The organism is Streptomyces sp. Root431 (assembly GCF_001426585.1).
Classification (GTDB): domain Bacteria; phylum Actinomycetota; class Actinomycetes; order Streptomycetales; family Streptomycetaceae; genus Streptomyces; species Streptomyces stackebrandtii.
Genome location: NZ_LMEI01000001.1, coordinates 185,630 through 210,448, shown reverse-complemented (window position 1 = coordinate 210,448; position 24,819 = coordinate 185,630). Strand labels below are relative to the sequence as shown.

General features: G+C 72.9%; 22 protein-coding genes. 11 read left to right on the top strand and 11 right to left on the bottom strand.

From position 1 onward, the window contains the following. Positions 1 to 3: 3 nt before the first annotated feature. On the bottom strand, positions 4 to 1,188 hold the full coding sequence (locus tag ASC82_RS00975; RefSeq protein ID WP_056640032.1) for an Ig-like domain-containing protein: 1,185 nt from the start codon (positions 1,186 to 1,188) through the stop codon (positions 4 to 6). A gap of 217 nt (positions 1,189 to 1,405) precedes the next feature. Between ASC82_RS00975 and ASC82_RS00970 the strand changes: the two genes are divergently transcribed. From ASC82_RS00970 to ASC82_RS00950, 5 genes are read left to right on the top strand one after another with little or no spacing between them, the layout of a single operon-like run. Further along, positions 1,406 to 2,596: a peptidoglycan bridge formation glycyltransferase FemA/FemB family protein gene (locus tag ASC82_RS00970; RefSeq protein WP_056640029.1), complete on the top strand. Its 1,191-nt coding sequence runs from the start codon at positions 1,406 to 1,408 to the stop codon at positions 2,594 to 2,596. Next, positions 2,593 to 4,254 (top strand): murein biosynthesis integral membrane protein MurJ, encoded by a 1,662-nt coding sequence (gene murJ, locus ASC82_RS00965; protein WP_056640026.1) that lies wholly within the window; start codon positions 2,593 to 2,595, stop codon positions 4,252 to 4,254. The genes ASC82_RS00970 and murJ overlap by 4 nt, the downstream gene beginning before the upstream one ends. 53 nt (positions 4,255 to 4,307) lie before the next feature. Then, positions 4,308 to 4,991 (top strand): response regulator transcription factor, encoded by a 684-nt coding sequence (locus ASC82_RS00960; protein WP_056640023.1) that lies wholly within the window; start codon positions 4,308 to 4,310, stop codon positions 4,989 to 4,991. Positions 4,992 to 4,999: 8 nt separating this feature from the next. Further along, complete coding sequence (locus ASC82_RS00955; protein WP_242427504.1) at positions 5,000 to 6,592, top strand: HAMP domain-containing sensor histidine kinase; 1,593 nt, start codon at positions 5,000 to 5,002, stop codon at positions 6,590 to 6,592. Continuing rightward, positions 6,589 to 7,221: a hypothetical protein gene (locus ASC82_RS00950; protein ID WP_056640020.1), complete on the top strand. Its 633-nt coding sequence runs from the start codon at positions 6,589 to 6,591 to the stop codon at positions 7,219 to 7,221. Before ASC82_RS00955 ends, ASC82_RS00950 begins: the two co-directional genes overlap by 4 nt. Before the next feature lie 16 nt (positions 7,222 to 7,237). Here the strand turns inward: ASC82_RS00950 and ASC82_RS00945 are convergent, their stop codons facing one another. Continuing rightward, positions 7,238 to 8,071 (bottom strand): serine hydrolase domain-containing protein, encoded by an 834-nt coding sequence (locus ASC82_RS00945; protein ID WP_056640017.1) that lies wholly within the window; start codon positions 8,069 to 8,071, stop codon positions 7,238 to 7,240. Between the two features lie 51 nt (positions 8,072 to 8,122). Here ASC82_RS00945 and ASC82_RS00940 point away from each other — a divergent pair, with 51 nt between their 5' ends. Both ASC82_RS00940 and ASC82_RS00935 read left to right on the top strand, forming a co-directional pair. Next, positions 8,123 to 8,545 carry a MerR family transcriptional regulator gene (locus ASC82_RS00940; RefSeq protein WP_056640014.1) on the top strand — a complete coding sequence of 141 codons (423 nt, stop codon included), beginning with the start codon at positions 8,123 to 8,125 and terminating at the stop codon, positions 8,543 to 8,545. Further along, positions 8,542 to 9,564: an aldo/keto reductase gene (locus ASC82_RS00935; RefSeq protein ID WP_056640012.1), complete on the top strand. Its 1,023-nt coding sequence runs from the start codon at positions 8,542 to 8,544 to the stop codon at positions 9,562 to 9,564. The genes ASC82_RS00940 and ASC82_RS00935 overlap by 4 nt, the downstream gene beginning before the upstream one ends. An 8-nt stretch (positions 9,565 to 9,572) precedes the next feature. Here the strand turns inward: ASC82_RS00935 and ASC82_RS00930 are convergent, their stop codons facing one another. The 7 genes from ASC82_RS00930 to ASC82_RS00900 all read right to left on the bottom strand — a co-directional run bounded on the left by ASC82_RS00930 (position 9,573) and on the right by ASC82_RS00900 (position 17,419). Continuing rightward, positions 9,573 to 10,778 carry an acyltransferase gene (locus tag ASC82_RS00930; RefSeq protein WP_056640009.1) on the bottom strand — a complete coding sequence of 402 codons (1,206 nt, stop codon included), beginning with the start codon at positions 10,776 to 10,778 and terminating at the stop codon, positions 9,573 to 9,575. Next, positions 10,775 to 11,764 (bottom strand): alpha/beta hydrolase, encoded by a 990-nt coding sequence (locus tag ASC82_RS00925; protein ID WP_056640006.1) that lies wholly within the window; start codon positions 11,762 to 11,764, stop codon positions 10,775 to 10,777. The genes ASC82_RS00930 and ASC82_RS00925 overlap by 4 nt, the downstream gene beginning before the upstream one ends. A 278-nt stretch (positions 11,765 to 12,042) precedes the next feature. Further along, positions 12,043 to 12,723: a response regulator transcription factor gene (locus ASC82_RS00920; protein ID WP_056640003.1), complete on the bottom strand. Its 681-nt coding sequence runs from the start codon at positions 12,721 to 12,723 to the stop codon at positions 12,043 to 12,045. A 79-nt stretch (positions 12,724 to 12,802) separates the two neighbouring features. Beyond that, positions 12,803 to 14,170 (bottom strand): sensor histidine kinase, encoded by a 1,368-nt coding sequence (locus ASC82_RS00915; protein ID WP_242427503.1) that lies wholly within the window; start codon positions 14,168 to 14,170, stop codon positions 12,803 to 12,805. Between the two features lie 252 nt (positions 14,171 to 14,422). Then, a complete protein-coding gene (locus ASC82_RS00910; RefSeq protein ID WP_056639998.1) occupies positions 14,423 to 15,337 on the bottom strand; it encodes a DUF4429 domain-containing protein in 915 nt (304 codons plus the stop codon). A 74-nt stretch (positions 15,338 to 15,411) separates the two neighbouring features. Then, complete coding sequence (locus ASC82_RS00905) at positions 15,412 to 16,626, bottom strand: alpha/beta hydrolase (RefSeq protein WP_056639995.1); 1,215 nt, start codon at positions 16,624 to 16,626, stop codon at positions 15,412 to 15,414. 142 nt (positions 16,627 to 16,768) lie between these two features. After that, positions 16,769 to 17,419: a TetR family transcriptional regulator gene (locus tag ASC82_RS00900; RefSeq protein WP_107105807.1), complete on the bottom strand. Its 651-nt coding sequence runs from the start codon at positions 17,417 to 17,419 to the stop codon at positions 16,769 to 16,771. Positions 17,420 to 17,549: 130 nt separating this feature from the next. Here ASC82_RS00900 and ASC82_RS00895 point away from each other — a divergent pair, with 130 nt between their 5' ends. Continuing rightward, positions 17,550 to 19,172, top strand: a complete 1,623-nt coding sequence (locus tag ASC82_RS00895; RefSeq protein ID WP_056639989.1) for an MFS transporter — start codon at positions 17,550 to 17,552, stop codon at positions 19,170 to 19,172. 126 nt (positions 19,173 to 19,298) lie between these two features. Next, positions 19,299 to 19,751, top strand: coding sequence for a peptidase inhibitor family I36 protein (locus ASC82_RS00890; protein WP_056639986.1), 453 nt, complete (start codon positions 19,299 to 19,301; stop codon positions 19,749 to 19,751). Here ASC82_RS00890 and ASC82_RS00885 read toward each other — a convergent pair. Together ASC82_RS00885 and aceE are read right to left on the bottom strand one after the other, a co-directional pair. Next, the gene (locus ASC82_RS00885) at positions 19,732 to 20,502 is read right to left on the bottom strand and encodes a potassium channel family protein (protein WP_242427502.1); all 771 of its coding nucleotides are present in this window, start codon (positions 20,500 to 20,502) and stop codon (positions 19,732 to 19,734) included. The two genes, ASC82_RS00890 and ASC82_RS00885, sit on opposite strands and share 20 nt — an antisense overlap. Positions 20,503 to 20,582: 80 nt before the next feature. After that, entirely contained in the window at positions 20,583 to 23,315 is a 2,733-nt protein-coding gene (gene aceE, locus ASC82_RS00880; protein ID WP_056639980.1) for a pyruvate dehydrogenase (acetyl-transferring), homodimeric type, read from the bottom strand. A 438-nt stretch (positions 23,316 to 23,753) separates the two neighbouring features. Here aceE and ASC82_RS00875 point away from each other — a divergent pair, with 438 nt between their 5' ends. Both ASC82_RS00875 and ASC82_RS00870 read left to right on the top strand, forming a co-directional pair. Next, complete coding sequence (locus tag ASC82_RS00875) at positions 23,754 to 24,176, top strand: DUF3052 domain-containing protein (RefSeq protein WP_024761285.1); 423 nt, start codon at positions 23,754 to 23,756, stop codon at positions 24,174 to 24,176. A gap of 125 nt (positions 24,177 to 24,301) precedes the next feature. Further along, a complete protein-coding gene (locus tag ASC82_RS00870) occupies positions 24,302 to 24,760 on the top strand; it encodes a peroxiredoxin (RefSeq protein WP_024761284.1) in 459 nt (152 codons plus the stop codon). Positions 24,761 to 24,819: the final 59 nt, after the last annotated feature.

Sequence of the window (24,819 nt, the reverse complement as noted above, 5' to 3'; positions counted from 1 at the left end):
CCTTCAGGCGAGGGCGCTCTTCGCCTTCCACTGCGCCCAGCTCAGGTTCCACGCCCCGTAGCCGTTGCCCTCCGCGACCGTGCCCTTGGTGTCGCGGCCGGTGATCTCGAAGGGGTCGCCGACGTTCACCTGGGCGTAGAACGACGCGGCGTTCTCGTCGCTCATGCCGATGCAGCCGGAGCTCTTGTTGGCCTTGCCGAAGTACGCCGCGTTCCACGGGGCCGCGTGCGCGTACATGCCCGACCAGGTCAGCCGCATCGAGTGGTCGACCATCTTGTCGTAGGCGTCGCCGAGGCCCACCGTCTCCGAGTTCATGTTGATGGTGCCCTCCTTCGCCATCAGGACCGCCGTGCCCCGCCAGGACCGCTTGTCGCCGCCCGGGGTGCCGCCGGAGACCGGGATCGTGCGCACCGCGCGCCCGTCCCGCTCCAGGGTCAGCTTCTGCCGGTCCAGGTCGACCTTGACGACCTGGGAGGCGCCGACGGTGAAGCCGGTGCGGTAGTCCCGGACGAACCAGCCGCCGCCCGAGTCGGTGCCGTTCAGGTCCGCTTCGAGGGTGACCTTGGTGCCGGGCTTCCAGTACTCCCGGGGCCGCCAGTCCGCCCGGTCGCGGCCCGAGTAGTCCTTCACCCAGCCCCAGGAGCCCTCGGTGGCGTTCGACGTGGTGACCTTCAGCTGGCGCTCCACGTCCGCCTTCCGCGTCACCGGCAGGTCGAAGACGATCGACAGCGGGTGCCCGACGCCCACCGTCGTGTTCTTGCCGGGCGCCAGGGTCAGCTTGTTGACCTCCTTCGGCTCCGGCGTCTCGAAGGACGACCGGGTGGTCGCCTCCTTGCCGTCGGCGGTACGGGACGTCACCTCCACGGTGTACGAGGTGCCCGGCGCCGCCTTGCGGTCCGACGTCCAGCTCGTCCCGCCCGCCCCCGTACGGCCGACGAGGACCCCGCCCTCCGCGTCGGCGACCTTCACCACCGCGAGCGTGCCGCCCGAGGCGGTCACCGAGACCGGCCGGCCGGCCGCCGGGTCCACGACCGTCACCTTCGCCGGGGCCGCCGCCGACGCGGGCGCCTGCGACTTCGAGGAGCCGGGGCCGCTCGCCGCCTGGGCGGAGCAGGCGGTGAGCGAGACGCCCAGTGCGACGGCCGCGAGAACGGGACGGGCGGAACGGGATGTGCGTATCGGCAGCACGGAAGACCTCCGCGAGAGGAGAGAAGGGAAGGAAGAAGGGGGGATGTTCCGGACTGTAAGCCGCGAACGCCGCCCGCGGGCGGCCGGGAGCCCGTGTGACAAGGGCTGCGGCGCAACCGTCATCGTCCGGTCACAATCACCGCGCGCACCCGTCGAATTCGGCTGTGAGCCTGCTGTGCGCCCCACCACCGAGGGGCGGAACCAGGAGGCTCCCGTTGTGTCAGCGCTGCTCGTGACGGCCGCACCCACCGACCGCCGCGCCCCCGCGGGCCCGGTCAGGCTCGGCCCCGTGACACCCGAGACGTACCGTGCGTTCCTCGCCTCCCGGGGCACCGGGGCGGACGGCCCCAGCTTCCTCCAACTGCCCTCCTGGGCTCAGGTGAAGGACGGTTGGAGTCACCAACTCCTCGGCTGGGGACCGGATTCCGGCGATCTCACGGGCGTCGCGCTCGTCCTGCTCCGCCAGTTTCCCGGCACCCGCAAGTACTTCGCGTACCTCCCCGAAGGGCCCGTCGCCGACTGGTCCGACCCCGACATCGACGGCTGGCTCTCCCCGCTCCTCGGCCACCTGCGCGCCTCCGGCGTCTTCGCCGTCCGCATGGGCCCCGGGCCCGCGTACCGCCGCTGGACCGCCGCCACCGCCAAGGCCGCCACCGGCCCCGGCCGCCGTCTCGCCGACGTCCTCGCCGACGAGGTCGACCCCCTCGGCACCGTCGTCGCCGAACGCCTCAGGGCCCGCGGCTGGCGCAAGTGCGGCGGCGACTCCGAGAACGGCGCCGACGCCCAGCCCCGGCACGTCTTCCAGGTCCCGCTCGCCGGCCGCTCCACCGACGACCTCTGGTCCGGCCTCAACCAGGAGTGGCGGCGCAACGTCCGCAAGGCCGGCAAGTCCGGCGTCGAGATCACCATCGGCTCCGCCGCCGACCTGCCCGAGTTCTACCGGCTCCTGCGCATCACCGAGGAGCGCGACGGCTTCCGGCTCGGCCGCTCCCTCGCCTACTACGAGCGCCAGTACGCCGTCCTCAACGCCGAACAGCCCGGCCGCATGCGCCTCTACCTCGCCCGCCACGAGGGCGAGATACTCGCGGCCCACACCATGGTCACCGTCGGCGCCCGCGTCTGGTACCAGACCGGCGCCTCCGCCGACCACCGCCGCGAGGTCCGCCCCTCCAACGCCCTCCAGTGGCGCATGATGCTCGACGCCCACGCCCTCGGCGCCGCGGTGTACGACCTCCGCGGGGTACCCTCCACCCTCGATCCGGGCGACCGCGCCCACGGGCTCCTGCGCTGGAAGCTCGGCACGGGCGGACAGGTCGTCGAGACGCTGGGGGAGTGGGAGATTCCGATGCAGGGCACGACCAACGGGGCGCTGTTCCGCGCCTTCCAGGCATATCTGGCCCGCCGGTGACGAGCCCGGCCGCCACGCTCACCGCCGCCGAGCGCCCGAAGACGAAGGCACCCTCCGCGCTCCGCAGCGGAGCCCTCATGGCCGCGGGCTCGCTCGTCTCCCGCGCCACCGGCTTCGTCCGGGCCTCCGTCGTCGCCGCCGCGCTCGGCGCGGCCGCCGTCGCCGACGGCTACGCGGTGGGCAACTCCGTCCCCACCATCGTCTACATGCTGCTCCTCGGCGGCGCCCTCAACGCCGTCTTCGTCCCCGAGCTGGTCAAGGCCGCCAAGGAGCACGAGGACGGCGGCGTCGCCTACACCGACCGGCTCCTCACGCTCTGCGGGCTCGCCCTCACCGTCCTCACGGCGGCCGCCGTGTTCGCCGCGCCGCTGATCGTCGACACGTACACCGACTACACCGGCGCACAGCGCGAGATGACGGTCGCCTTCGCCCGGACCTGCCTGCCGCAGATCCTCTTCCTCGGCCTCTTCACCCTCCTCGGCCAGGTCCTCAACGCCCGCGGCCGGTTCGGCGCCATGATGTGGACCCCCGTCCTCAACAACGTGGTCGTCGTCGCCGTCTTCGGCCTCTTCCTCGTCGCGAGCGACGGCGGCGAGCTCACCTCCGGCGAGACCGCCCTCCTCGGCTGGGGCACCACCGCCGGCATCGCCGTCCAAGCCCTCGCCCTCGTGCCCTCGCTGCGCGCCGCCGGCTTCCGCTGGCGCCCGCGCTTCGACTTCCGCGGCAGCGGCCTCGCCGCGCCGCTGCGCGCGGCCGGCTGGCTGGTGCTGCTCGTCCTCACCAACCAGGGCGCGTACTGGGTGACCACCTGGCTCGCCACCTCCTCGGGCTCCGACACCTCGGGCGGCGGCGGCCTCGCCGCGTACAACAACGCCTATCTGCTGTGGACCGTCCCGCACGGCATCATCACCGTCTCCCTCGTCACCGCGCTGCTGCCCCGGATGAGCGGCGCCGCCGCCGACGGCGACCTCGCGGGCGTCCGCCGGGACGTCGCCTACGCGCAGCGGACCAGCGCGGCGGCCGTCGTCCCGGCGGCCTGCGCGCTCCTCGCCCTCGCCGTCCCGCTGATGACCGTGGTCTTCGGGTACGGGCAGACCGGCGACGACGACGTCCGCGCGATGTCCTGGATCCTGATCGCCTTCGCGCCCGGCCTCGTCGCCCTCTCCGGCCAGTACGTGTGCACCCGCGCCTTCTACGCCCTGCGCGACACCCGCACGCCGTTCCTCCTCAACCTGGTGATCGCCGGCCTCAACGCCGGGCTCTCCCTGGCCGCGTACCACTACCTGCCGACCCACTGGGCCGTCGCGGGCATGGCCGCCGGCTACTCGCTCGCCCTGTGGGCGGGCTGGGCCCTCACGGCGTACGTCCTCGGGCGCCGGCTGCGGGGCACCGCGGGCCGGGACGCCGCCGGGGAGAGCGGCGGCGCGGGCTCCGCGCTCGCGCGGCTCCTCGTCGCCGCCGTCCCCGCCGCCGGATACGGCCTGTGCGTCGCCGACCTGACCGGCGCGGCCGGCGCCGTCGTCGCCGGGCTCGCCGGAGGCCTCACCGTCCTCGCCGTCTTCGCCCTGCTCGCCCGCCCCCTCCGTCTCACCGAGACGCAGGCCCTCCTCGCCACCGGCACCACCCGCCTCCGCTCGCTCGCGCGCAAGGCCGCCTGACCCCACCGCCCCCCTCACGGGGAGGGCCCGAACGATCCTGGGATACTCCACAGATGCCCCGCGTGCTCCTCATAGAAGACGACCCCTCCGTCCGGGAGGGCGTCGAACTCGGGCTGCGCCGCCGCGGGCACGAGGTACGGACCGCGGCCACCGGGGAAGCCGGGCTCGCCGCCCTCGGGGAGTTCCGGCCGGACCTGCTCCTCCTCGACCTGATGCTCCCCGGCATGAACGGAGTCCAGGTCTGCCACCGGGTCCGGGAGAGCAGCCAGCTCCCGATCATCATGCTCACCGCCCGCGGCGACGACTTCGACGTCGTCATAGGCCTGGAGGCCGGCGCCGACGACTACATCGTCAAGCCCGCCCGTACCGAGGTCATCGAGGCGCGGATCCGGGCCGTGCTGCGGCGGATCGAGGAGCCCGGCGCGGGCCGTCCGAGCGTCGAGTTCCACGGCGAGCTCGCCGTCGACCGGGCCGGACTCACCGTCGCCAAGTCGGGCGAGCGGCTCGGCCTCGCCCCCTCCGAGCTGAAGCTGCTGCTCCACCTCACGGCCGCGCCCGAGCAGGTCTTCAGCAGACAGCAGCTCCTCGAACACGTCTGGGAGCACAGCTACCACGGCGACGCGCGGCTGGTCGACGCCTGCGTCCGCCGCCTGCGCAACAAGATCGAGGACACCCCCGGCGAACCCCGCTACATCCAGACCCTGCGCGGCTTCGGCTACCGCTTCGGTCCCCTGTGAAGACCCGCGTGAAGACCCGCGTGAAGACCCGCGCGGAGGCGGGTGCGGAGGCGGGCGCGGAGACCCGTACGGGTCCGGAGCGGGAGGCCGGGCACGCGCCGGCCGCCGGCCACGGACCGGAACCCGAACCGGCCCCCCGGCGTCGCCGCAGGGCCCGCGGCCCCCGCCGCCGCCCCTTCGGCCTGCGGACCCGGCTCGTCCTCGCGTTCCTGCTGGTCGCCGCCGTCGGCTGCGGCACCACCGCCGCCCTCACCTACCGGGCCGCCCGCAACGCCATCCTGGAACAGACCCAGGACACCGCCGTCTCGGCCTTCCGCGAGCAGGTCGAGAACATGCGCACCTCCCTGCCCCCCGAGGCCGAGACCCTCAAGAGCCACGTCCTCCTGATCGCCCGCCAGGGCAAGCCCCGCCCCTGGCGCGTCTACGCCGAGTACGGCACCCTCCGCGTCTCCTCCACCGACCGCCCCACCTCCTCCGTCATCACCCCCGAGCTGCGGGCCCGGGCCAACGCGTCCGTCGCGACCCCGCACGGCAGCTTCCAGCGCGTCGTCAAGAACGGCACCCCGTACCTGACCATGGCCGTGCCCGCCCTCTTCCACGCCTTCGCCAAGGAGGACGCGGCTCAGCACACCGGCCTCGTCTACTACGCCGTCCTGGAGCTCGACGAGGAGGAAGCCAACATCGAGGCGATGGTCGCCGCCGCCCGCGACGGCGCCCTCCCCGCCCTCGCCGTCGCCCTGATCCCCGCGCTCCTCGCCGCGCGCGGCGTCCTCCGCCCCGTACGCGAGCTGCGGCTCGCCGCCCACAACATGGGCCGCGGCCGGCTCGACACCCGGATCCAGGCCAAGGGCAGCGACGAACTCTCCGACCTCGCCCGCACCTTCAACGAGTCCGCCGCCGCGCTCGAACGGTCCGTCGCCGAACTCCGCCGAGCCGAGGCCCGCGCCCGCCGCTTCGCCTCCGACGTCTCGCACGAACTGCGCACCCCGCTCGCCGGCATGCTCGCCGTCACCGAGGTCCTCGACGAGGACGCCGACTCCGGGACCCTCGACAGCGACACCGCCCGCGCCGTCCGGCTGATCAGCGCCGAGACCGGCCGGCTCGCCGTCCTCGTGGAGGACCTGATGGAGATCTCCCGCTTCGACGCGCGCGCCGCCGAGCTCCACACGGACGAGGTCGACGCCGCCGACTGCGTCCGCAAGACCCTCCAGAACCGGCACTGGACCGACCCCGCGGCCGTCGTCCAGGACCTCGTCCCGGGCATCAGGGCCCGCCTCGACCCGCGCCGCTTCGACGTCGTCGTCGCCAACCTCGTCGGCAACGCCCTGCGGCACGGCGGCGCGCCGGTGACGGTCCGGGTGTACGAGGCGGAGGACCACTTCGTGACGGAGGTCTCCGACCGGGGGCCCGGCATCCACCCGGACGTCCTGCCCCACGTCTTCGACCGCTTCTACAAGGCGGACCCGGCCCGGACGCGCTCGGCGGGCAGCGGCCTCGGCCTCGCGATCACCCTGGAGAACGTACGCCTGCACGGAGGGACTGTGGAGGCCGCCAACGATCCCGGCGGCGGCGCCGTCTTCACCGTGAGGATTCCGCTGTGACCCGCCGCCGGGCGGCCGTCGCGGCGGCCGCGGCGCTGGCCGGGCTCCTGCCGCTGGCCGCGTGCGGGATCCAGGAGAGCGACGTCGTCGAGGCGGGCGGCGCCGCGACCGTCGTGGTCTCGCCGATCCCCGAGACCCGGACGGTGCTGTTCTTCCTCGGGCCGCAGGGCCGCTCCGTGCCGGTGGTCCGCGAGTCGGGGCCCCGAATCCCGGACCCCACCTCCTTGCCCGGCCACGCGGAGGACGAGCGCGTCCCCTTGGACGAATTCGGCCCCGGCTACGAGATCGACGAGAAGGCCCTGGCCCGCGCACGCGCGGCCGACGACAAGGTGATCGCCGCACTCCTCGCGGGACCGAACGAGGCCGAGGCCGCCGCGGGCCTCACGACCGCCCTGCCGCACGGCCCCGGGATCCCGCACATCCAGGAGGAGAAGGTCACCGGCGGTCCGCAAGGCCGCCGGCTGCTGCGCCTGCGGACCCCGTTCAAGGTCACCGACCTGCCGCCGGGGGCCGTCCGCCAGCTGGTGTGCACGACCGTCTACGCGAGGGACCGACTCGGCCTCGCGGAGGTGACCGTCACCGGCCCCGACGGCTCCCTGACGCCGACCACCTGCGCGGACACGCTCTAGCGGACCGCCCCGCCGGTCAGGACGCGCGCAGGTCCGCGAGGACCGCGTCCGTGAACGCCGGCCAGGCCTCGACCGCCCACGCCCCGAAGGGCCGGTCGGTGAGGGCCACGCACGCCGCGCGCGCGTCCGGGTCGATCCACAGGAAGGTCCCGGACTGCCCGAAGTGCCCGAAGGTGCGCGGCGAGGACGTGGCGCCCGTCCAGTGCGGCGACTTGCCGTCGCGGATCTCGAAGCCGAGCCCCCAGTCGTTCGGCCGCTGGTGCCCGTAGCCGGGCAGGATGCCGGTCAGACCGGGGTACGTGACGGTCATCGCGTCGAGGACGGTCCGGGCGTCGAGCAGCCGGGGCGCCTGCACCTCGGCGGCGAACCGCACCAGGTCGTCGACGGTCGACACACCGTCCTTGGCGGGCGAGCCCTCCAGGCTCGTCGAGACCATGCCGAGCGGCTCCAGGACCGCCTGGTGCAGATACTCGGCGAAGGGGATGTCGGTCGCCTTGGCGAGGTGGTCGCCGAGCGCCTCGAAGCCGGTGTTGGAGTAGATGCGGCGGGTGCCGGGGGCCGCCATCACCCGGTTCTCGTCGAAGGCGAGCCCCGAGGTGTGGGCCAGGAGGTGGCGGACGGTCGAGCCCTCGGGCCCGGCGGGCTCGTCGAGGTCGATCGCCCCCTCCTCGTACGCGACGAGGACGGCGTACGCCGCGAGCGGCTTGGTGACCGAGGCGAGCGGGAACCGCCGCCCGGTGGGGCCGTGGGTCCCGGCCAGGGTGCCGTCCGCACGGACCACGGCGGCGGCCGCGGTGGGGACGGGCCAGTTCTCGATCGACGCCAGGCTCGGCACGCTGCTGCTCTGCATGGGCCGAGCCTACTTGCTTCGAGTGCACTCCAACGTTTTAGCGTGGGGGGCATGAGCGCGATCGCGAGCACGAGTACGGCGGCGAGTACGAGCGGAACCCGCCCGCACTACACCATCAGCGAGGTCGCGGCCCTGACCGGCCTCACGGCGCACACCCTGCGCTGGTACGAGCGGATCGGCCTGATGCCGCACGTCGACCGCTCGCACACCGGGCAGCGCCGCTTCAGCGAACGGGACCTCGGCTGGCTGGCCTTCGTCGGCAAGCTGCGGCTGACCGGCATGCCGGTCGCCGACATGGTCCGGTACGCCGAACTCGTCCGCGAGGGCGACCACACCAGGGACGAACGGCGCGAGCTCCTGGAGGCCACCCGGCGGGACGTCCTCACCCGGATCACCGAGCTCCAGGACACGCTCGCCGTGCTCGACATCAAGATCAGCCATTACGGGACCGTCTGCGGAGGTACACCCACATGACCAGGATCGACACCGTACGGCTCGGCGGCCCGGAGCAGGACGGCCCGGAGATCGGCGTCCAGGGCTTCGGCGCCATGGGCATCAGCGAGTTCTACGGAGACACCGACGAGGCCGCGGCCCGCGACACCCTCGACGCTGCCCTGGAGGCCGGCGTCACCCTGATCGACACGGCCGACGTCTACGGCAGCGGCGCCAACGAGGAGTTCCTCGCGCCCTTCGTCGCCGCCCACCGCGACGAGATCACCCTCGCCACCAAGTTCGCCATCGAGCGGCGCGCCGACGCCCCGGCCTACCGGGGCGTCCGCAACGACCCCGCGTACATCAAGCGGGCCGCGGAGGACAGCCTGCGCCGCCTCGGCGTCGAGACGATCGACCTCTACTACATGCACCGCCGCGACCCCGAGGTCCCCTTCGCCGAGTCCGTCGGCGCGATGGCCGAACTCGTCCAGGAGGGCAAGGTCCGCTTCCTCGGGCTGAGCGAGGTGACCGGGCCCGAGCTGCGCGAGGCCCACGCGGTGCACCCGATAGCCGCCCTCCAGTCGGAGTGGTCGCTCTTCTCCCGGGACGTGGAGCGCAGCGCCGTCGGCGCCGCCGCCGATCTCGGCGTGACCCTCGTGCCGTACTCGCCGCTCGGCCGGGGCTTCCTGACCGGGGCGTTCGCGGACGCCGGCAAGGAGCTGTCGGGCGGCGACTTCCGCCGCCACCAGCCGCGGTTCACCGGTGAGAACGCCGAGCGGAACGCCGCCCTGCTCGACCCGGTCCGGAAGATCGCCGCCGCGCACGGCGCCACCCCCGCGCAGATCGCCCTCGCCTGGGTGCAGCAGCGGTCCGCCGTCCACGGCCTGACGGTCGTCCCCATCCCCGGCACCCGCAAGCGCTCCCGCCTGGAGGAGAACGCGGCCGCCACCCGGATCGTCCTCACCGCGGCCGAGCTGGCCGAACTGGAGCCGATCGCCGGTCAGGTGGCGGGCGACCGCTACCCCGACATGCGGTTCACGTCCGCGTCCCGCGAGGTCTGACACCGCGCTCACGCCAGCCCCAGGGCGAAGACCGCGAAGCCCGCCGCGAGCAGCCCCGCAAGGGTGCGGCGGGCCGGCCCGGTCCTCGTCCACGGGGACTCGAAGCCCCGGGCGAACCGCCCGATGAGGACGAGCAGTCCGGCGAAGACCGGCATCCACGCCAGCCGGGCCAGGATCCAGCCGACCGAGTCCGGCGCGCCGACCAGGCCGGGGATCTCCCCGAGGTACGAGCCGGGGATCGCCGCCGCGAGCATCGCCGTCTGGTGCCAGCACAGGATCGTCATCGCGGACAGGTTGACCACGACGACCGGCGCCCACAGCGCGGGCCGCTTCAGGAGCCTGCCGAGCCGGTCGCGGAGCAGGATCGCCGCGCCGCTCTGCGCGGCGGCGAGGGCGAGGACGAGCAGCGACGGCGGGTGGGAGTTGGTGCGGGCCTCGCCGGGGACGCCGACCATGGACGCCGGGTAGCCGAAGGCGAGCAGGAGGGCGGCGAAGAGCGCGGCGCCGCCGACGAGCAGGGCCCAGGCGTGGCGCCGGGTGACCCGGCCCTCACCCCAGGAGACGCCGAGCTGATAGGCGAAGAGCCAGCCGGGCAGGATGTTCAGCAGGCTCAGCCAGGACGGTACGGCGTCGGCGTACGGCCCGTAGCGGAGGAAGTCGACGACGGCGACCGAGGCGAGCAGCGGCGCCGCGGCCCAGACGCCGAGGCGGCGGGCGGCCCGGACGCAGTACGGGGTGAGGGCGGTGACCACCGTGTAGACCCCGACGAACCAGAGCGGCTGGATGACCAGCGTGGACGCCGTCCGCAGGGTGTCGACGGGCACGTCGAGTCCGAAGTGGAGCACGGGGAGCAGCGCCGCCCACACGGCGGTGACGCCGAGCACCGGGCGGCCGAGCCGGGCCAGCCGGCCCTTGAGCCACTCGCCGGTCGAGCCCTTGTGGCGCCGGTAGGAGAGGACGGAGGCGTAGCCGCCGACGAGGAAGAAGATCCCCAGCATCTGGAGGACCCAGCTGACCGGGGCGAGCCCGGCGAAGGTGCCGAGCGGGCTGGCGTTGTGGATGGCCCCGTCGGAGGAGAGGGTGAAGCCGCCGAGCAGCCAGTGCCCGGTCGGCACGGCGAGCAGGGCGAGGGCGCGGAGCCCGTCGATCGCCCGGTCGCGGTGGGCGGGAGTCCCGGCTTCGATCTTCCGGACCGTCGTCGTCAGCGTGCTCATCGGACGTCTCCCTCGGCGATCGCGGCGAACGTGCGGAGCGAGCTGGTGCCGGGCGCGAAGTAGCCGCCGTGACCGGCGGCGTCCTCGGCCGGGATCCTGCGGGCCCCGAAGTCCGGGTCGGTGGGGTCGGTGCCGTGGCCGAGCCCGGCGAGCTCGACGTTCGGGATCCGGTCGATCCAGTCGGTGGGATCCTTCGCCGCCCAGACGCGGGCGGAGGTGCCGAGCTCGGCGACGTTCGCGGCGCGCATCCCGGGGGAGCCGAAGACCACGAGGTCCTTCGCCTTGAGGTCGTGGGCGGCGAGGCCGCAGACGACGGAGCCGTAGCTGTGGCAGAAGACGGACGGCTCGGCGGCCCCGGCGGGCCTGACGGCCGCGAGACCGTCGACGAAGCGGGTGAGGCGGTCCGCGCCGGCCTCGGCGAGCCGGCCGGTGGCCGCGTCCAGGCCGACGCCGACGGGGGTGGTGTACCCGGCCCAGGCGACGACCGCCGTCCGGCCGCCGGTCGCCCGGTGCAGGGACCGCGCCATGTCCGCGAGCGGCGTGACGTGGTCGAGGTCGGTGTCGGAGCCGGGCACGATCACGGCGACGTGCTCGGCCCGCGCCAGGTCCCCGTACACGAGGGCGATCTGCCCCCGGCCGCGCGGATCGTGGGCCAGGACCCGCGCCCCGTCGAACCGGCCGCGCACGGCACGGTCGTTGGCCTCGTACCGCAGGGCCAGGGGAGCGCCGTCGAGGTTCCCGACGACCGTGGGGTGCGTGCGGGCCAGCTCGCTTCGTCGTACGGGAGCGAGTCCCGCGAAGAACCGCGCGGTCCCGGCCGGGCTCATCCCCTCGGGGTCCGGAAGCCCGGCATCCCGCCACGCCCCCGTCCCGGCCGGGGCGCCGGTGACGGGCTCCTGGGCGTTCCCGGACGCCCAGCCGGCCGTCCCGGTGATCACGGTCGCCACCACGGCCACGGTGGTCAGGGTCCTCGCGAAGCGGCGCATCGTGTCGCCCTCCCTCTCCGGTTCTCGCTCTTTCGTCGGCGAGAGGAAGGTAGGAAGACGACGGGTGACGGCACGTCACACCGGGGGGCCAACCACGGGCTGATACCGGGGTAGGGGGTGGAGGAGCAGCCAACCACCGGACGGGGGTGGGGTTTTCCCCCGGGCCGGGGTTCTCCACGGGCCGGGGTTTTCTCCCGGGCCGGGGTTCTCCGGGGCCGGGGGTTCTCCGGGCCGGGGTTCTCCACGGGCCGAGGTTCTCCGGGCCCGGGAGGGCGGGGTCAGGCCGTGCCGGGGGTCACCAGGCCCGACTCGTACGCGAAGACGACGGCCTGCGCCCGGTCGCGCAGGTCCAGCTTGGCGAGGACCCGCCCGATGTGGGTCTTCACCGTCTGCTCCGCGAGGACCAGGTGGTCCGCGATCTCCTGGTTGGACAGGCCCCGGGCGATCAGCTCCAGGACCTCCGTCTCGCGCGGGGTCAGACCGTTCAGGCGCAGCGCGGTGGTGTCCTTGCGCGGGGCCGGCCGGGAGGCGGCGAAGTCGGCGATGAGACGACGCGTCACGGACGGGGCGAGCAGCGCCTCGCCCGCCGCGACGATCCGTACCGCCGCGATGAGGTCGGCGGGCGGAGCGTCCTTCAGGAGGAAGCCGGACGCGCCGGCGCGCAGCGCCTCGTACACGTAGTCGTCCACGTCGAAGGTGGTCAGCATGAGCACCTTCGGCCGGTGCGTGACGCCGGTCGGCGGGTGGAGGATCTCCCGGGCCGCCGCGAGCCCGTCGAGCTCCGGCATCCGCACGTCCATCAGCACGACGTCCGGATGCGTCGACCGGGCCACGTCCACGCCCTGCCGTCCGTCCGGCGCCTCGCCCACCACGTCGATGTCGGGCTGGGCGGCGAGCAGCGCGGCGAAACCGGCCCGCACCATGGCCTGGTCGTCGACGATGATCACGCGGATGGTCACTCGGGGTCCTTGGGGGTCGGGGGCGGGGCGGGGCGGAGTCGTATCGCCGGGCCGGCCGGAGGTCCGGTCGGCGCGCCGGTCAGCGCGCCGGTTCCGAGTCCGGTTCCGAGTCCGGGTAGGCGGCCGGGTCGGGCGCCGGGTCCGCCGTCAGCGGGAGCCGTGCGGCCACCCGGAAGCCGCCGTCCGGCAGCGGCCCGGTGTCCAGAGAGCCGCCGGTCAACCGTACGCGCTCCCGCATGCCGACGAGGCCGTGCCCCGTGCCGGTGGCACCGCGCTCCACCCCGGAACCCGCCTCCGCGCCCGGCCCGTTGACGACGAGGACCGTCAGCCAGCCGTCGTCCGAGGGCCGCACCGACACCCGGGTCGCGGCACCCGGCGCGTGCCGGACGACGTTGGCGAGGGCCTCCTGCACGATCCGGTACGCGGACAGGTCCACCGCCTGCGGCACGTCCCCGAGGTCGGCGGCGAGCGACAGCTCGGCCGGCACCCCGGCCCGTACCGTCGCCTCGACCAGCTGCTGGACCCGGTCGAGCCCCGGCTGCGGGGCCCGCTCGCCCTCGCTGCCGTCGCTGCGCAGCACGGAGAGCAGCCGCCGCATCTCGGCCAGCGACTCGCGCGCGCTCGTCGCGATGGAGGTGAACTCCTCCCGGGCCGCGTCCGGGAGGTCCGGGATGCGGTACGGCGCCGAGTCCGCCTGCACGGTGATCACGGACATGTGGTGGGCGACGACGTCGTGCAGCTCGCGCGCGATCCGCGCCCGCTCCTCCAGGAGCGTGCGGCGGGAGCGCTCGGCCTCGTTGATGGACTCCTGCTCGACGAGCCGCCGCTGCGCGTCGCCCCGGGCGCGTACGGCCGAGGTGAGGAGCAGCAGCACACCGCTCAGGACGAGCAGCAGCGTGTGGACGCTGGTGTCGCCGTCGGGCCGGAAGGCCTCCAGGACGTACCCGGCGGTGCCGGTCGCCAGCCAGACGCCGAACAGGGCCCGGCGGGACTCGCGCAGCCCGAGCGCGACCATCAGCGCGCAGTAGCCGATGACGACCGGCGGGGTCCACGGCCACAGGTCGGCGTGGACGCCGTCCGAGCCGAGGAGGGCGAGCGCGCCGAGCACGTCGGCGGTGAAGATCACCCACCAGGCCTGGAGGGGGCGGGAGACGGCGAGCAGCAGCGGCACGGTCTGCGCGGTGGCGATGGCCCCGGCCAGGGCGCCGTTGACGCCGTAGTCGTTGATGAGGACGGTGACGGTGGAGGGCAGCAGCGAGGCGACGAAGGCGAGCGCGACGACGTACGGCAGGAGCCGCACCCAGCGCGAGGAGGCCTCGGCGAGCAGGGGGGCGCCGGGGGTCGGGGTGGTGAGCGCCGCCCCGAGGCCCTGGAACAACTCGCGTGACCGGGCGCTGAACCGGCCGAGGCGGCGGATGGGCGGCTCGTGCCGCTGTTCGGTAGCCATGACCCGCCCAGGGTAGGCAGCCGCCGTGGCCCCGGGCGTCATACCGGGGAGGGGGCCGCGACCCGATACCGGGGTATGACGTCCGTACGGCATCGGGCCTGGTGAGGGGTGGGGCCGGGGCGGGTCCGGCGCCCTCGGAGCTCCGTGCCCTCAGGGCTCCGTGCGCTCAGAGCTCCGTGCGCTCAGAGCTCGCGCCCCAGGAGCTCCGCGCCCTCGGAGCACGGAGTTCCGCGCCCCAGGAGCTCCGTGCCCTCAGAGCTCCGCGAGCAGTTCGGCCTTCTTCGCCGAGAACTCCTCGTCCGTCACGAGCCCCGCCCGGTGCAGGTCGCCCAGGTGCCGGATCCGGTCCGCGACCGCCCCGGGGTCGCGGCGCGCCGCGTCGGGGGCGCCGGCCGGGACGGCGACGGGCGCGCGGTCCTTGCCCCGGATGGCCGCGAGGACCGCCGCCGCGAAGGGGAGGGACTCGTGCACCGGACCGAGACCGAGACCGAAGACGACCGAGGCCGGGTCCCGGTCGGGCTGCGCGGGCCGGGGCGCACCGTCCCGCGGCACCAGGCGCAGGTACCCGTCGAGGATCTCCGGCGAGCGCCACTCGACGCCGCTCAGCTCCCGTACGGAGAAGGTCTGGTCGCCCGCCTTCCACTTCTCCGAGGACGCGCCCGTCCAGGACCAGCGGAAAGCGATCTCCGACATCCCGTCGAAGCTCGCCCTCCCGTCGTACGTCTTGAAGGACAGCGGTCCCGCGGGAGCGGCCACCAGGAAACCGTCGGTGGGCATCAAGGCCGCGTCGTCACCTTCGGCGGAGCCGTCCGCGCCGTCCGTCGCGTCCCGGGGGAGCAGCGCCCGCAGCTCGTCCCGGTAGTACTCGGCGAGCGTCTCCCGGTCCGCCGGCAGCACCAGGCGGTACGGATCGCAGGTCTCCTTGAGCTGCCCCGCGGCCGCCTCCATCAGCGGATCGGCGCCGGGCCTGGGCACGGCGTGCAGCACGACGGTGCCCCGCTTGCCGGGCGTGAGCGTCACGGACGCCAACGCCTCGTGCGGCACTCGTCGCTCGCGAAGCGCGCCGAAGAGCTTCGGCGTATTGCGGTTCCCCCGTTCGAAGCGGATGACGAGGGCATCGCTCTCGAACTCCCAGGTGGCATGAATTCCGGCCAGCACATCACCCATACGCCTCATCGTAAGCGGCGCGTGCCCGTGCGTCGCCCCTGTGAAAGGTCGGGAAATTCCGTGATCTACGCGCGTCAGGACCCTTCCGCACCGGATATTCCGTGGTGGCAAGCGCTGTCGGCACGTGCGCAGACCAGGTCCCGGTACGCCCCGACGCCTATCGCGGCGAAGTTGCCGAGGCTCTTCGTCCCCGGCTCGAAATAGCCGCCGTGGCCGACCGCGCCGTCCGCCGAGAGCAGCCGCGCGCCGAATTCCGGTTCCACCGGGTCCGCGCCGTGCCCGACCCCGCCCACCTCCACGTGCGGCACGTCGGCGATCCAGTCGTCCGCGTCCCGCATGGCCCACACCCGGGCCCGGGTGGCGAGGTCCGCCGCCCGTTCCACCCGCATGCCGGGGCTGCCGGCCACGGCGAGATCCGTCACCCGCGCGGGCAGCCGGGGTGCGGCGAGCCCGCAGAGGACGGAGCCGTAGCTGTGGCAGAAGAGCGCCACCCGGGCGGTCCCGGGCAGCGCCGAGGTCAGCTCCACGAGGCGGACGGCGCCGTTCGCGGCGAGCCGGCCGGTCATCGCGTCGACGCCGACCCCGGCAGGCGCGGTGTAGTCGGCCCAGGCGATGACGGCGACCCGGGCGTCGGGGGAGGCCCGCCGCTCGGCGGCGTACAGCGCCCGGGCCATGCCGGCGGGAGCCGCGTACCGGCCGTGGGTCTTCTGGAAGGTGAGGAGGGTCGTGTCGACGCCGGGCACGATCACCGAGACCCGCTCGGCCCGCGCCAGGTCGCCGAGGACCTCGGCCGCGCGCCCCTTGCCCGTCGGGTCGAAGGCGAGGACCTGGCGGCCCGGCCGCATCAGGGAGGCGAAGCGGTCGACCCGGCGCCGCGCCTCGTGCAGGCCCTCGGCGGACAGCCGGGGGTCGTCGAGCCTGTCCCGCTCGGCGGCGAGCGCGAGACCGAGGGTGAGCCGGTTGGCGCGGTAACGGAGGGCGACGGGGGCGCCGTTGAGATTGCCGACGACGAGCGGGTGGCGCTCGGCGAGCCGGAGACCGCCGGTCGGTCCGAGCCGGGAGAAGAACGCGGCGACCGTACGGGGCGGGGTGGCCGCCGGGTCGGGCAGCGGGCGGTGGCCGACCCGGTCGCGCGCCCACGCGGCGAGCGCGGCGGCGCGGGACGGTCCGGGCTCGGGGTGGTGCCGGATCGTGGTCCACCCGGTGATCGCGAGCAGCACGAACACGACGGCGAGCGCGAGGAGCGCGCGCGTCACTGCGAGGGCGGGCGAGGCATCGGCGGAGGTCACGGGGCGCCACCCTACGGGGGCGGACGCGCCCGGCCCAAAGAGTGCCGCCGTGCACTTCGGAGGGGTACGGGACGCCTACGGGGTGTCGTCGGATCGGGCCGGATCGGGCCTGGCTCGGGCCTGGATCGGTCTCGCTCGGACGTTACGGGGTGTCGCCGGGCGCGCTGTTCCGCCAGTGCGGGGCGAGCGCCGGGCCGAGGTGGTCGAGGTACCGCTCGGTGAGGGCGCGGATGGCCTCCAGGCTCTGGTCCGTGCCCCGGACCCACATCTGGCCGGTCACCCGCATGACGCCGCTGAACGCCGCCACCGCGATCCGGGGGCGCGGGTCCTCGTCGACGTCGAGCCCCTCCCGCTCGGCGATGATCCGGGCGATCGTCTCCTCCGTCTCCGCCGAGCGGCGCAGGTGGACGGCGAGCAGTGCGGGCGTCGACTCGATCATCTCGAAGGTCCGCAGGTACAGCTCGATCGGGACGGCCTCGGAGATCGCCTCGCCCGCGTGGTCCCAGGCGCTGAGGACGGCGTGGCGCAGGGCGTCGAAGGGTCCCTCGCCGGGCGGCCGCTGTTCGAGGGCGGTCACGAACAGCGCCTCCACCATGTGCTGGACGGCGAAGGCGACCTCCTCCTTGGAGGCGAAGTAGCGGAAGAAGGTCCGCTGGGAGACCTCGACGGCGTCGACGATCTCGTCGACGGTGGTCCGCTCGTACCCCTGCTCGGTGAAGAGCTCCAGGGCGACCCGGATCAGCGCGTCGCGCGTGCGCTGCTTCTTCCGCTCACGAAGGCCGGGGGCGGGCACGGTCAACGCGGGTCCTCTTCTCTGTCATTTCAGGCGTTTCGCCCGAGTCAGGGTACCTGTGAGCTACGTGACAGTTACCGGCGTGTGAATCGCTTTGTCAATTGTCAGTGACTGTCATTAGCCTCGTCGCATGACTAGTCAGACCACCGTGGAAAAGGCCCCGCAGGGTCAGGGGAGCGTCCGGGAACCCGCTCCGATCCCGACGAAGGGGCTGCGCGGTCACCCGTGGCTGACCCTGTTCGCCGTTGCCGTGGGCGTGATGATGGTGGCGCTCGACGGCACCATCGTCGCCATCGCCAACCCCGCCATCCAGGCCGACCTCGGCGCCACGCTGGGCCAGCTCCAGTGGATCACCAACGGCTACCTGCTCGCGCTCGCCGTCGCCCTGATCACCGCCGGCAAGCTCGGTGACCGTTTCGGACACCGCCAGACCTTCCTCATCGGCATCGCGGGCTTCGCCGCGGCCTCCGGGGCGATCGGCCTCTCCGACTCCATCGGGGCCGTGATCACCTTCCGTGTCCTCCAGGGCGTCTTCGGCGCCCTGCTCATGCCGGCGGCGCTCGGCCTGCTGCGCGCCACCTTCCCCGCCGAGAAGCTGAACATGGCGATCGGCATCTGGGGCATGGTCATCGGCGCCTCGACGGCCGGCGGCCCGATCCTCGGCGGCTTCCTCGTCGAGCACGTCAGCTGGCAGTCCGTCTTCTTCATCAACGTGCCGGTCGGTGTGATCGCGCTCGTGCTCGGTCTCGTGATCCTCACGGACCACCGCGCCGAGAACGCGCCGCGCTCCTTCGACATCGTGGGCATCCTGCTGCTCTCCGGCGCGATGGGCTCGCTCATCTGGGGAATCATCCAGGCGGGTGCGGACTGGGGCTGGGGCGACATCAAGACCTGGGGCTGCCTGATCGGCGCCCTGCTGCTCTTCCTGGTCTTCGCCTTCTGGGAGACCCGGGTCAAGGAGCCGCTCGTCCCGCTGGGCATGTTCCGTTCCGTGCCGCTCTCGGCCGGCGTGGTGCTGATGGTCCTCATGGCCTTCGCCTTCATGGGCGGCCTGTTCTTCGTGACGTTCTACCTCCAGGGCGTGAAGGGGCTCGGCCCGATCGACGCCGGTCTGCGCCTGCTTCCGCTGACCGCGATGATGATCGTCTCCTCGCCGCTGGCGGGTGCCCTGATCACCAAGTTCGGCCCGCGGGTCCCGCTCGTCGGCGGCATGGTCTGCACGGCCGTCGCGATGTTCGGCATGATCACGCTCTCGGCCGGAACGGGCACGCTGGTGATGTCCCTCTGGTTCGCGCTGCTCGGCCTGGGCCTCGCCCCGGTCATGGTCGGCGCCACCGAGGTCATCGTCGGCAACGCCCCGCTGGAGCTCTCCGGCGTCGCCGGCGGTCTCCAGCAGGCCGCCATGCAGGTCGGCGGCGCGCTCGGTACGGCGGTGCTCGGTGCCGTCATGTCCTCCAAGGTGGCCGGTTCCTTCGCGGACAACTGGAAGGAGGCCGGCATCCCGGCCCCGGTCAACCCGCAGCTGGAGGAGGCCGCCGAGTTCGGCATGGCCCCGCCGGAGCTGGCCAAGGCGCCGGGGATGACCCCCGACCTCTTCGACAAGATCTCCGGGGTCATCCACGACACCTTCCTGGACGGCATGGGCCTGGCCTTCACCGTCGCCGGCGGGGTCGCGGTCGTCGCGGCCCTCGTCGCCACGCTCACCAAGCGCGGCGCGAACGCGGAGGCGGGCGGCATGGGCGGTCACATCTGACGTCCGTCGCCTTCTCGTAAGGGGCCGTCACCCGTTCGCATGAACGGGGGCGGCCCCTCTTCCGTCTCCGGGTCACCTCCGCCATGCTTTTGATTACAGAGAGTGACCAAACGGGGGTTCATCAGCATGTATACGAAGACCACACGCGCCGTCGCGGCACCTACCGCAGTCGCCGCCGTACTGATCGCGCTCCTCGGGCTCCTCGCGGCAGCCCCGGCAGCCCCGGCAGCCCCGGCAGCCCCGGCGGCCCCGGTGGCCCCGGTGGCCCCGGCGGCAGCCGGCCCGTCCGGGACCGCTCTCGGAGCCTGTGGGCCCGGGCGGCTCTGCCTCTGGCCCAAGCCCGACTTCAAGGGCCGGGCGCAGACCCACGAGCTGGCCACGACGGACGTCGACAGCTGCGTCGCCCTGCCGTCGGGCGCCTCGGCCCAGTCCCTCGCCAACCGCACGGGGCGGCCGGTGACGACGTACCAGTCCGCCGAGTGCGCCGAGGCCGGGGAGTTCGAGACCTACCCGGGGCGGGGGACCTGGGTGCCGCAGACGCCGTACGAGGTCAGAGCGTTCAAGATCTGGGAGCGATAGGCGCGGGGACGTCCGGCGCCCCGTCCGGCGCGGGCGCCTCCACCGGCGGCGACAGCCGGGCGACCTCCGCGCGCAGCTCCCGCACCTCCCGGGTCAGCGCCTCCAGGAGCTCGGTCTGCCGGCGCTCCACCGCGTCGTCCCGGTCGAAGCGGGAGATGAACCAGGCCGCGATGTTGGCGGTGACCACACCGAGCAGGGCGATGCCCGAGAGCATCAGCCCCACCGCGAGGACCCGGCCGAGACCCGTGGTCGGGGCGTGGTCGCCGTAGCCGACCGTCGTCATCGTGGTGAAGGACCACCAGACCGCGTCCCCGAGCGTCTTGATGTTGCCGTCCGGGGCGTCCCGTTCGACGTGCAGCACGGCCAGCGAGCCGAACATCATCAGCCCGACGACCGCGCCCGCCACATAGGTGGTGAGCGTTATCTGCGGGGCCATCCGGGCCCGCCGGCCCACGAGGAGGAGCGTGGAGACGACCCGCAGCAGCCGCAGCGGCTGCACCATCGGCAGCAGGACCGCGAGCAGATCCAGGGGGTGGGAGCGGACGAAGGCCCAGCGGGCCGGGGCGATGGCGAGCCGGACCAGGTAGTCCAGGGCGAAGGCGGCCCACACCGCCCACTCGACATGGGTGCACAGCCGGTGCACCCACGGGTCGGCGCCGGGGGCGACGATCGGCACGGCGTACGCGATGCCGAACCCCACGGCCAGCACCAGCAGCGGCACCTGTGTGCGCTCTTCCCAGCGATCCCTCATGCCGGGCATCGTAGAGAACGCCGAAGGGCGGCGAGACCGTCGGCCCCACCGCCCCTCACCAGGTGCTATGCGCTACGGACTCAGGCGTCGCCGCCCGCGGCGCCCGGGTCGGCGGCCGCCACGTCGAGCAGCTGGTAGCGGTCCACGGCCTGCTTCAGGGCCGACCGGTCGACCTTGCCCGCGCGGGCGAGCTCGGTCAGCACCGAGAGCACGACCGACTGGGCGTCGATGTGGAAGTAGCGGCGGGCCGCACCCCGCGTGTCCGCGAAGCCGAAGCCGTCCGCGCCCAGCGAGGTGTACGTGCCCGGCACCCAGCGGGAGATCTGGTCCGGGACCGCACGCATCCAGTCCGAGACCGCCACGAACGGACCCTCGGCGCCCTGGAGCTTGCGCGTCACGTACGGGACGAGCTGCTCCTCGTCGGGGTGGAGCAGGTTGTGCTCCTCGACGGCCACGGCCTCGCGGCGCAGCTCGGTCCACGAGGTCGCGGACCAGACGTCGGCCCGGACGTTCCATTCCTCGGCGAGGATCCGCTGCGCCTCGATCGCCCACGGCACGGCGACACCGGAGGCCATGATCTGCGCCGGGATCGACCCGGCCTCGGCCGGCTTGAAGCGGTGGATGCCGGCGAGGATGCCCTCGACGTCCACGTCCGCCGGCTCGGCCGGGTGCTGGATCGGCTCGTTGTAGACCGTCAGGTAGTAGAAGACGTCCTCGGCGGCCGGGCCGTACATCCGCCGCAGACCGTCCTTGACGATGTGCGCGATCTCGAAACCGAAGGCCGGGTCGTACGCGATGCAGGCCGGGTTGGTCGAGGCCAGCAGGTGCGAGTGGCCGTCCGCGTGCTGGAGGCCCTCACCGGTCAGCGTCGTGCGGCCGGCGGTGGCGCCGAGCACGAAGCCGCGCGCCAGCTGGTCGGCCATCTGCCAGAACTGGTCGCCGGTCCGCTGGAAACCGAACATCGAGTAGAAGACGTACACCGGGATCAGCGGCTCGCCGTGCGTGGCGTACGCCGAGCCCGCGGCGATCAGCGAGGCCGTGCAGCCGGCCTCGGAGATGCCGTCGTGCAGCATCTGGCCGGTCGGCGACTCCTTGTAGGCGAGGAGGAGTTCGCGGTCCACCGCCTCGTACTGCTGCCCCAGCGGGTTGTAGATCTTGGCGCTCGGGAAGAAGGCGTCCATGCCGAAGGTGCGGTACTCGTCGGGGGCGATCAGCACGAAGCGCTTGCCGATCTCCTTGTCCCGCATGAGGTCCTTCAGGATGCGGACGAAGGCCATCGTGGTGGCGATCGACTGGTGCCCCGAGCCCTTCTTGGCCGCCGCGTAGGTCTTGTCGTCCGGGAGGACCAGCGGCTTCGCCCGCACGACACGGGTCGGCACGTACCCGCCCAGCGCGTTGCGCCGGTCGTGCATGTACTGGATCTCCTCGGAGTTCCGGCCCGGGTGGTAGTACGGCGGCAGGCCGTCCTCCAACTGCCGGTCCGTCACCGGGATGTGCAGCCGGTCGCGGAAGCGCTTGAGGTCGTCGACCGTCAGCTTCTTCATCTGGTGGGTCGCGTTGCGGCCCTCGAAGTTCGGGCCCAGCGTCCAGCCCTTGACGGTCTGGGCGAGGATCACGGTCGGCTGGCCCGCGTGCGCCTTCGCCGCCGCGTAGGCCGCGTAGATCTTCTTGTGGTCGTGGCCGCCGCGGCCCAGGTGCAGGACCTGGTTGTCCGACATGCCCTCGACCATGGCCCGCAGCCGGTGGTCGTCGCCGAAGAAGTGGTCGCGGATGTAGGCGCCGGTCTCCGTCGCGTACGTCTGGAACTGGCCGTCCGGGGTGGTGTTGAACTTGTTGACCAGGATGCCGTCGCGGTCCTGCGCGAGCAGCGGGTCCCAGGAGCGGTCCCAGATCAGCTTGATGACGTTCCAGCCGTTGCCCCGGAAGATCGACTCCAGCTCCTGGATGATCTTGCCGTTGCCGCGCACCGGGCCGTCGAGCCGCTGGAGGTTGCAGTTGACGACGAACGTGAGGTTGTCCAGGCCCTCGCGGGCGGCGATGGACAGCTGGCCGACCGACTCGACCTCGTCCATCTCGCCGTCGCCGAGGAACGCCCAGACGTGCGACTTGGAGGTGTCGGCGATGCCGCGCGCCTCCATGTAGCGGTTCATCCGCGCCTGGTAGATCGCGCCGAGCGGGCCGAGGCCCATCGACACCGTCGGGAACTCCCAGAAGTCCGGCATCAGCCGGGGGTGCGGGTACGACGAAAGGCCGTTCGGGAACTTCGACTTCTCCTGGCGGAAGCCGTCGAGCTGAGTGTCGTTCAGCCGGTCCAGGAGGTAGGCGCGGGCGTAGATGCCGGGGGAGGCGTGTCCCTGGAAGAAGATCTGGTCGCCGCCGTCGCCCTCGTCCTTGCCGCGGAAGAAGTGGTTGAAGCCGACGTCGTAGAGCGAGGCCGAGGAGGCGAACGTGGCGATGTGACCGCCGACGCCGATGCCCGGGCGCTGCGCGCGCGAGACCATCACGGCCGCGTTCCACCGCGTGGCGTTGAGGACCTTGCGCTCGATCTCCTCGTTGCCGGGGAAGAAGGGCTCGTCCTTGGTCGCGATGGTGTTGACGTAGTCCGTGCTGCGCATCTCGGGCACGGCCACGCGCTTCTCACGCGCCCGCTCGATCAGGCGGAGCATGAGGTAGCGGGCGCGCTCACGGCCCCGCTCGTCGACGGCCGCGTCCAGGGAGTCGAGCCATTCCTGGGTCTCTTCCGGGTCGAAATCCGGGACCTGGCTGGGAAGGCCGCCAATGATGATCGGGTTGCGATCGGATCCGGGAGCCACGCTCTTCCTTCGCTGTTCGGTGGTGCCCACGGGCCACGAAGTGGTCGGGATGTCCATCGTGTACCCCGTCGACGCCAGACGTCACATTTACCGAGGGGTAACCCCTGTGAGGTGCCCGGCGGTGTCCGCGGTGTCCTCCATGCGTTCGGATGTGTTCAAATCGCAACCTTACGCTCAACCCGCGCATGCGTTTCGTCCGGGCGTTCGGCAGACTGAAACCGCAGAAGTTCGTAAACCGGGATGAATCATGTGGGACTGATCACGGAGGGCGGTCGGAGCGTGCCGGAAGTTGGGGCGAGACGGCCCCAAACGTCACCGTTTCGGCGGTCTCCGTGGCCCAGTACTTGCGCGATGAGCCCCGGCACGTGTGGACTACGGCCAGCGCCACGCGCCTACGCGTGGCCCACTAGCATTTTCCGAATGAGCAGGAGGCAAGCCGTGAGCGCGACCGCGGACCACGCGGAGGAGCGGACCAACCCGGCAGCGAGGCTGGGGTTCGAGCCCGGACAGGTGGTCCAGGAGATCGGCTACGACGACGACGTCGACCAGGATCTCCGTGAAGGCATCGAGTCCGTCATCGGGGCCGAGCTCGTGGACGAGGAGTACGACGACGTCGCCGACGCCGTTGTCCTCTGGTTCCGCGACGAGGACGGCGATCTCACCGACGCACTGGTGGACGCCATCGGTCTTCTGGAGGACGGCGGCGTGATCTGGCTGCTGACGCCGAAGACCGGCCGTGACGGCTACATCGAGCCGAGCGATATCAACGATGCCGCGCAGACTGCTGGTCTCTCCCAGACCAAGAGCATCAGCGTCGCCAAGGACTGGGCGGGCGCCCGTCTGGTGGCCCCCAAGCGCTGATCACCATGTGACGAACAGCCTCCGCCGGTACGCCGGCGGGGGCTTTCGTGCACAGGCCGTAGGCTGGACCTCACCGTTTCGGGCCCAAGATCTGGGCCGGGCTCCGGCGAAGGGATGCGTGGGCGATGGCGATCGAGGCCGGCACCGAGGCCCCGGAATTCGAGCTGAAGGACAACCACGGACGCACCGTGAAGCTCTCGGAATTCCGCGGCGAGAAGAACGTGGTGCTGCTCTTCTACCCCTTCGCCTTCACCGGCGTCTGCACCGGCGAGCTGCGCGAGCTGCGCGACAACCTCCCGGCGTTCGTCAACGACGACACGCAGCTTCTGGCCGTCTCCAACGACTCCATCCACACCCTCCGCGTCTTCGCCGACCAGGAGGACCTGGACTTCCCGCTGCTCTCCGACTTCTGGAAGCACGGCGAGGCCTCCCGTGCCTACGGCGTCTTCGACGAGGAGAAGGGCTGCGCGGTGCGCGGCACCTTCATCATCGACAAGGAGGGCGTCGTCCGCTGGACCGTCGTGAACGCCCTGCCGGACGCCCGTGACCTCGGCGACTACGTCAAGGCGCTCGACGCCATCTGAGCCGGCCCCGGGCCGACATCTCCGATTCGCGGGGCGAATCGACTGTTTCGACCGGGAAC

What these genes read in the sequence shown, in the direction of transcription:
- ASC82_RS00945 (WP_056640017.1), bottom strand. Translation starts at nt 8,071, where the DNA reads ATGCAGAGCAGCAGCGTGCCGAGCCTGGCGTCGATCGAGAACTGGCCC.
- ASC82_RS00935 (WP_056640012.1), top strand. Translation starts at nt 8,542, where the DNA reads ATGACCAGGATCGACACCGTACGGCTCGGCGGCCCGGAGCAGGACGGC.
- ASC82_RS00885 (WP_242427502.1), bottom strand. Translation starts at nt 20,502, where the DNA reads ATGAGGGATCGCTGGGAAGAGCGCACACAGGTGCCGCTGCTGGTGCTG.
- ASC82_RS00890 (WP_056639986.1), top strand. Translation starts at nt 19,299, where the DNA reads ATGTATACGAAGACCACACGCGCCGTCGCGGCACCTACCGCAGTCGCC.
- ASC82_RS00960 (WP_056640023.1), top strand. Translation starts at nt 4,308, where the DNA reads ATGCCCCGCGTGCTCCTCATAGAAGACGACCCCTCCGTCCGGGAGGGC.
- ASC82_RS00895 (WP_056639989.1), top strand. Translation starts at nt 17,550, where the DNA reads ATGACTAGTCAGACCACCGTGGAAAAGGCCCCGCAGGGTCAGGGGAGC.
- ASC82_RS00925 (WP_056640006.1), bottom strand. Translation starts at nt 11,764, where the DNA reads ATGCGCCGCTTCGCGAGGACCCTGACCACCGTGGCCGTGGTGGCGACC.
- ASC82_RS00915 (WP_242427503.1), bottom strand. Translation starts at nt 14,170, where the DNA reads ATGGCTACCGAACAGCGGCACGAGCCGCCCATCCGCCGCCTCGGCCGG.
- ASC82_RS00910 (WP_056639998.1), bottom strand. Translation starts at nt 15,337, where the DNA reads ATGGGTGATGTGCTGGCCGGAATTCATGCCACCTGGGAGTTCGAGAGC.
- ASC82_RS00930 (WP_056640009.1), bottom strand. Translation starts at nt 10,778, where the DNA reads ATGAGCACGCTGACGACGACGGTCCGGAAGATCGAAGCCGGGACTCCC.
- ASC82_RS00940 (WP_056640014.1), top strand. Translation starts at nt 8,123, where the DNA reads ATGAGCGCGATCGCGAGCACGAGTACGGCGGCGAGTACGAGCGGAACC.
- ASC82_RS00870 (WP_024761284.1), top strand. Translation starts at nt 24,302, where the DNA reads ATGGCGATCGAGGCCGGCACCGAGGCCCCGGAATTCGAGCTGAAGGAC.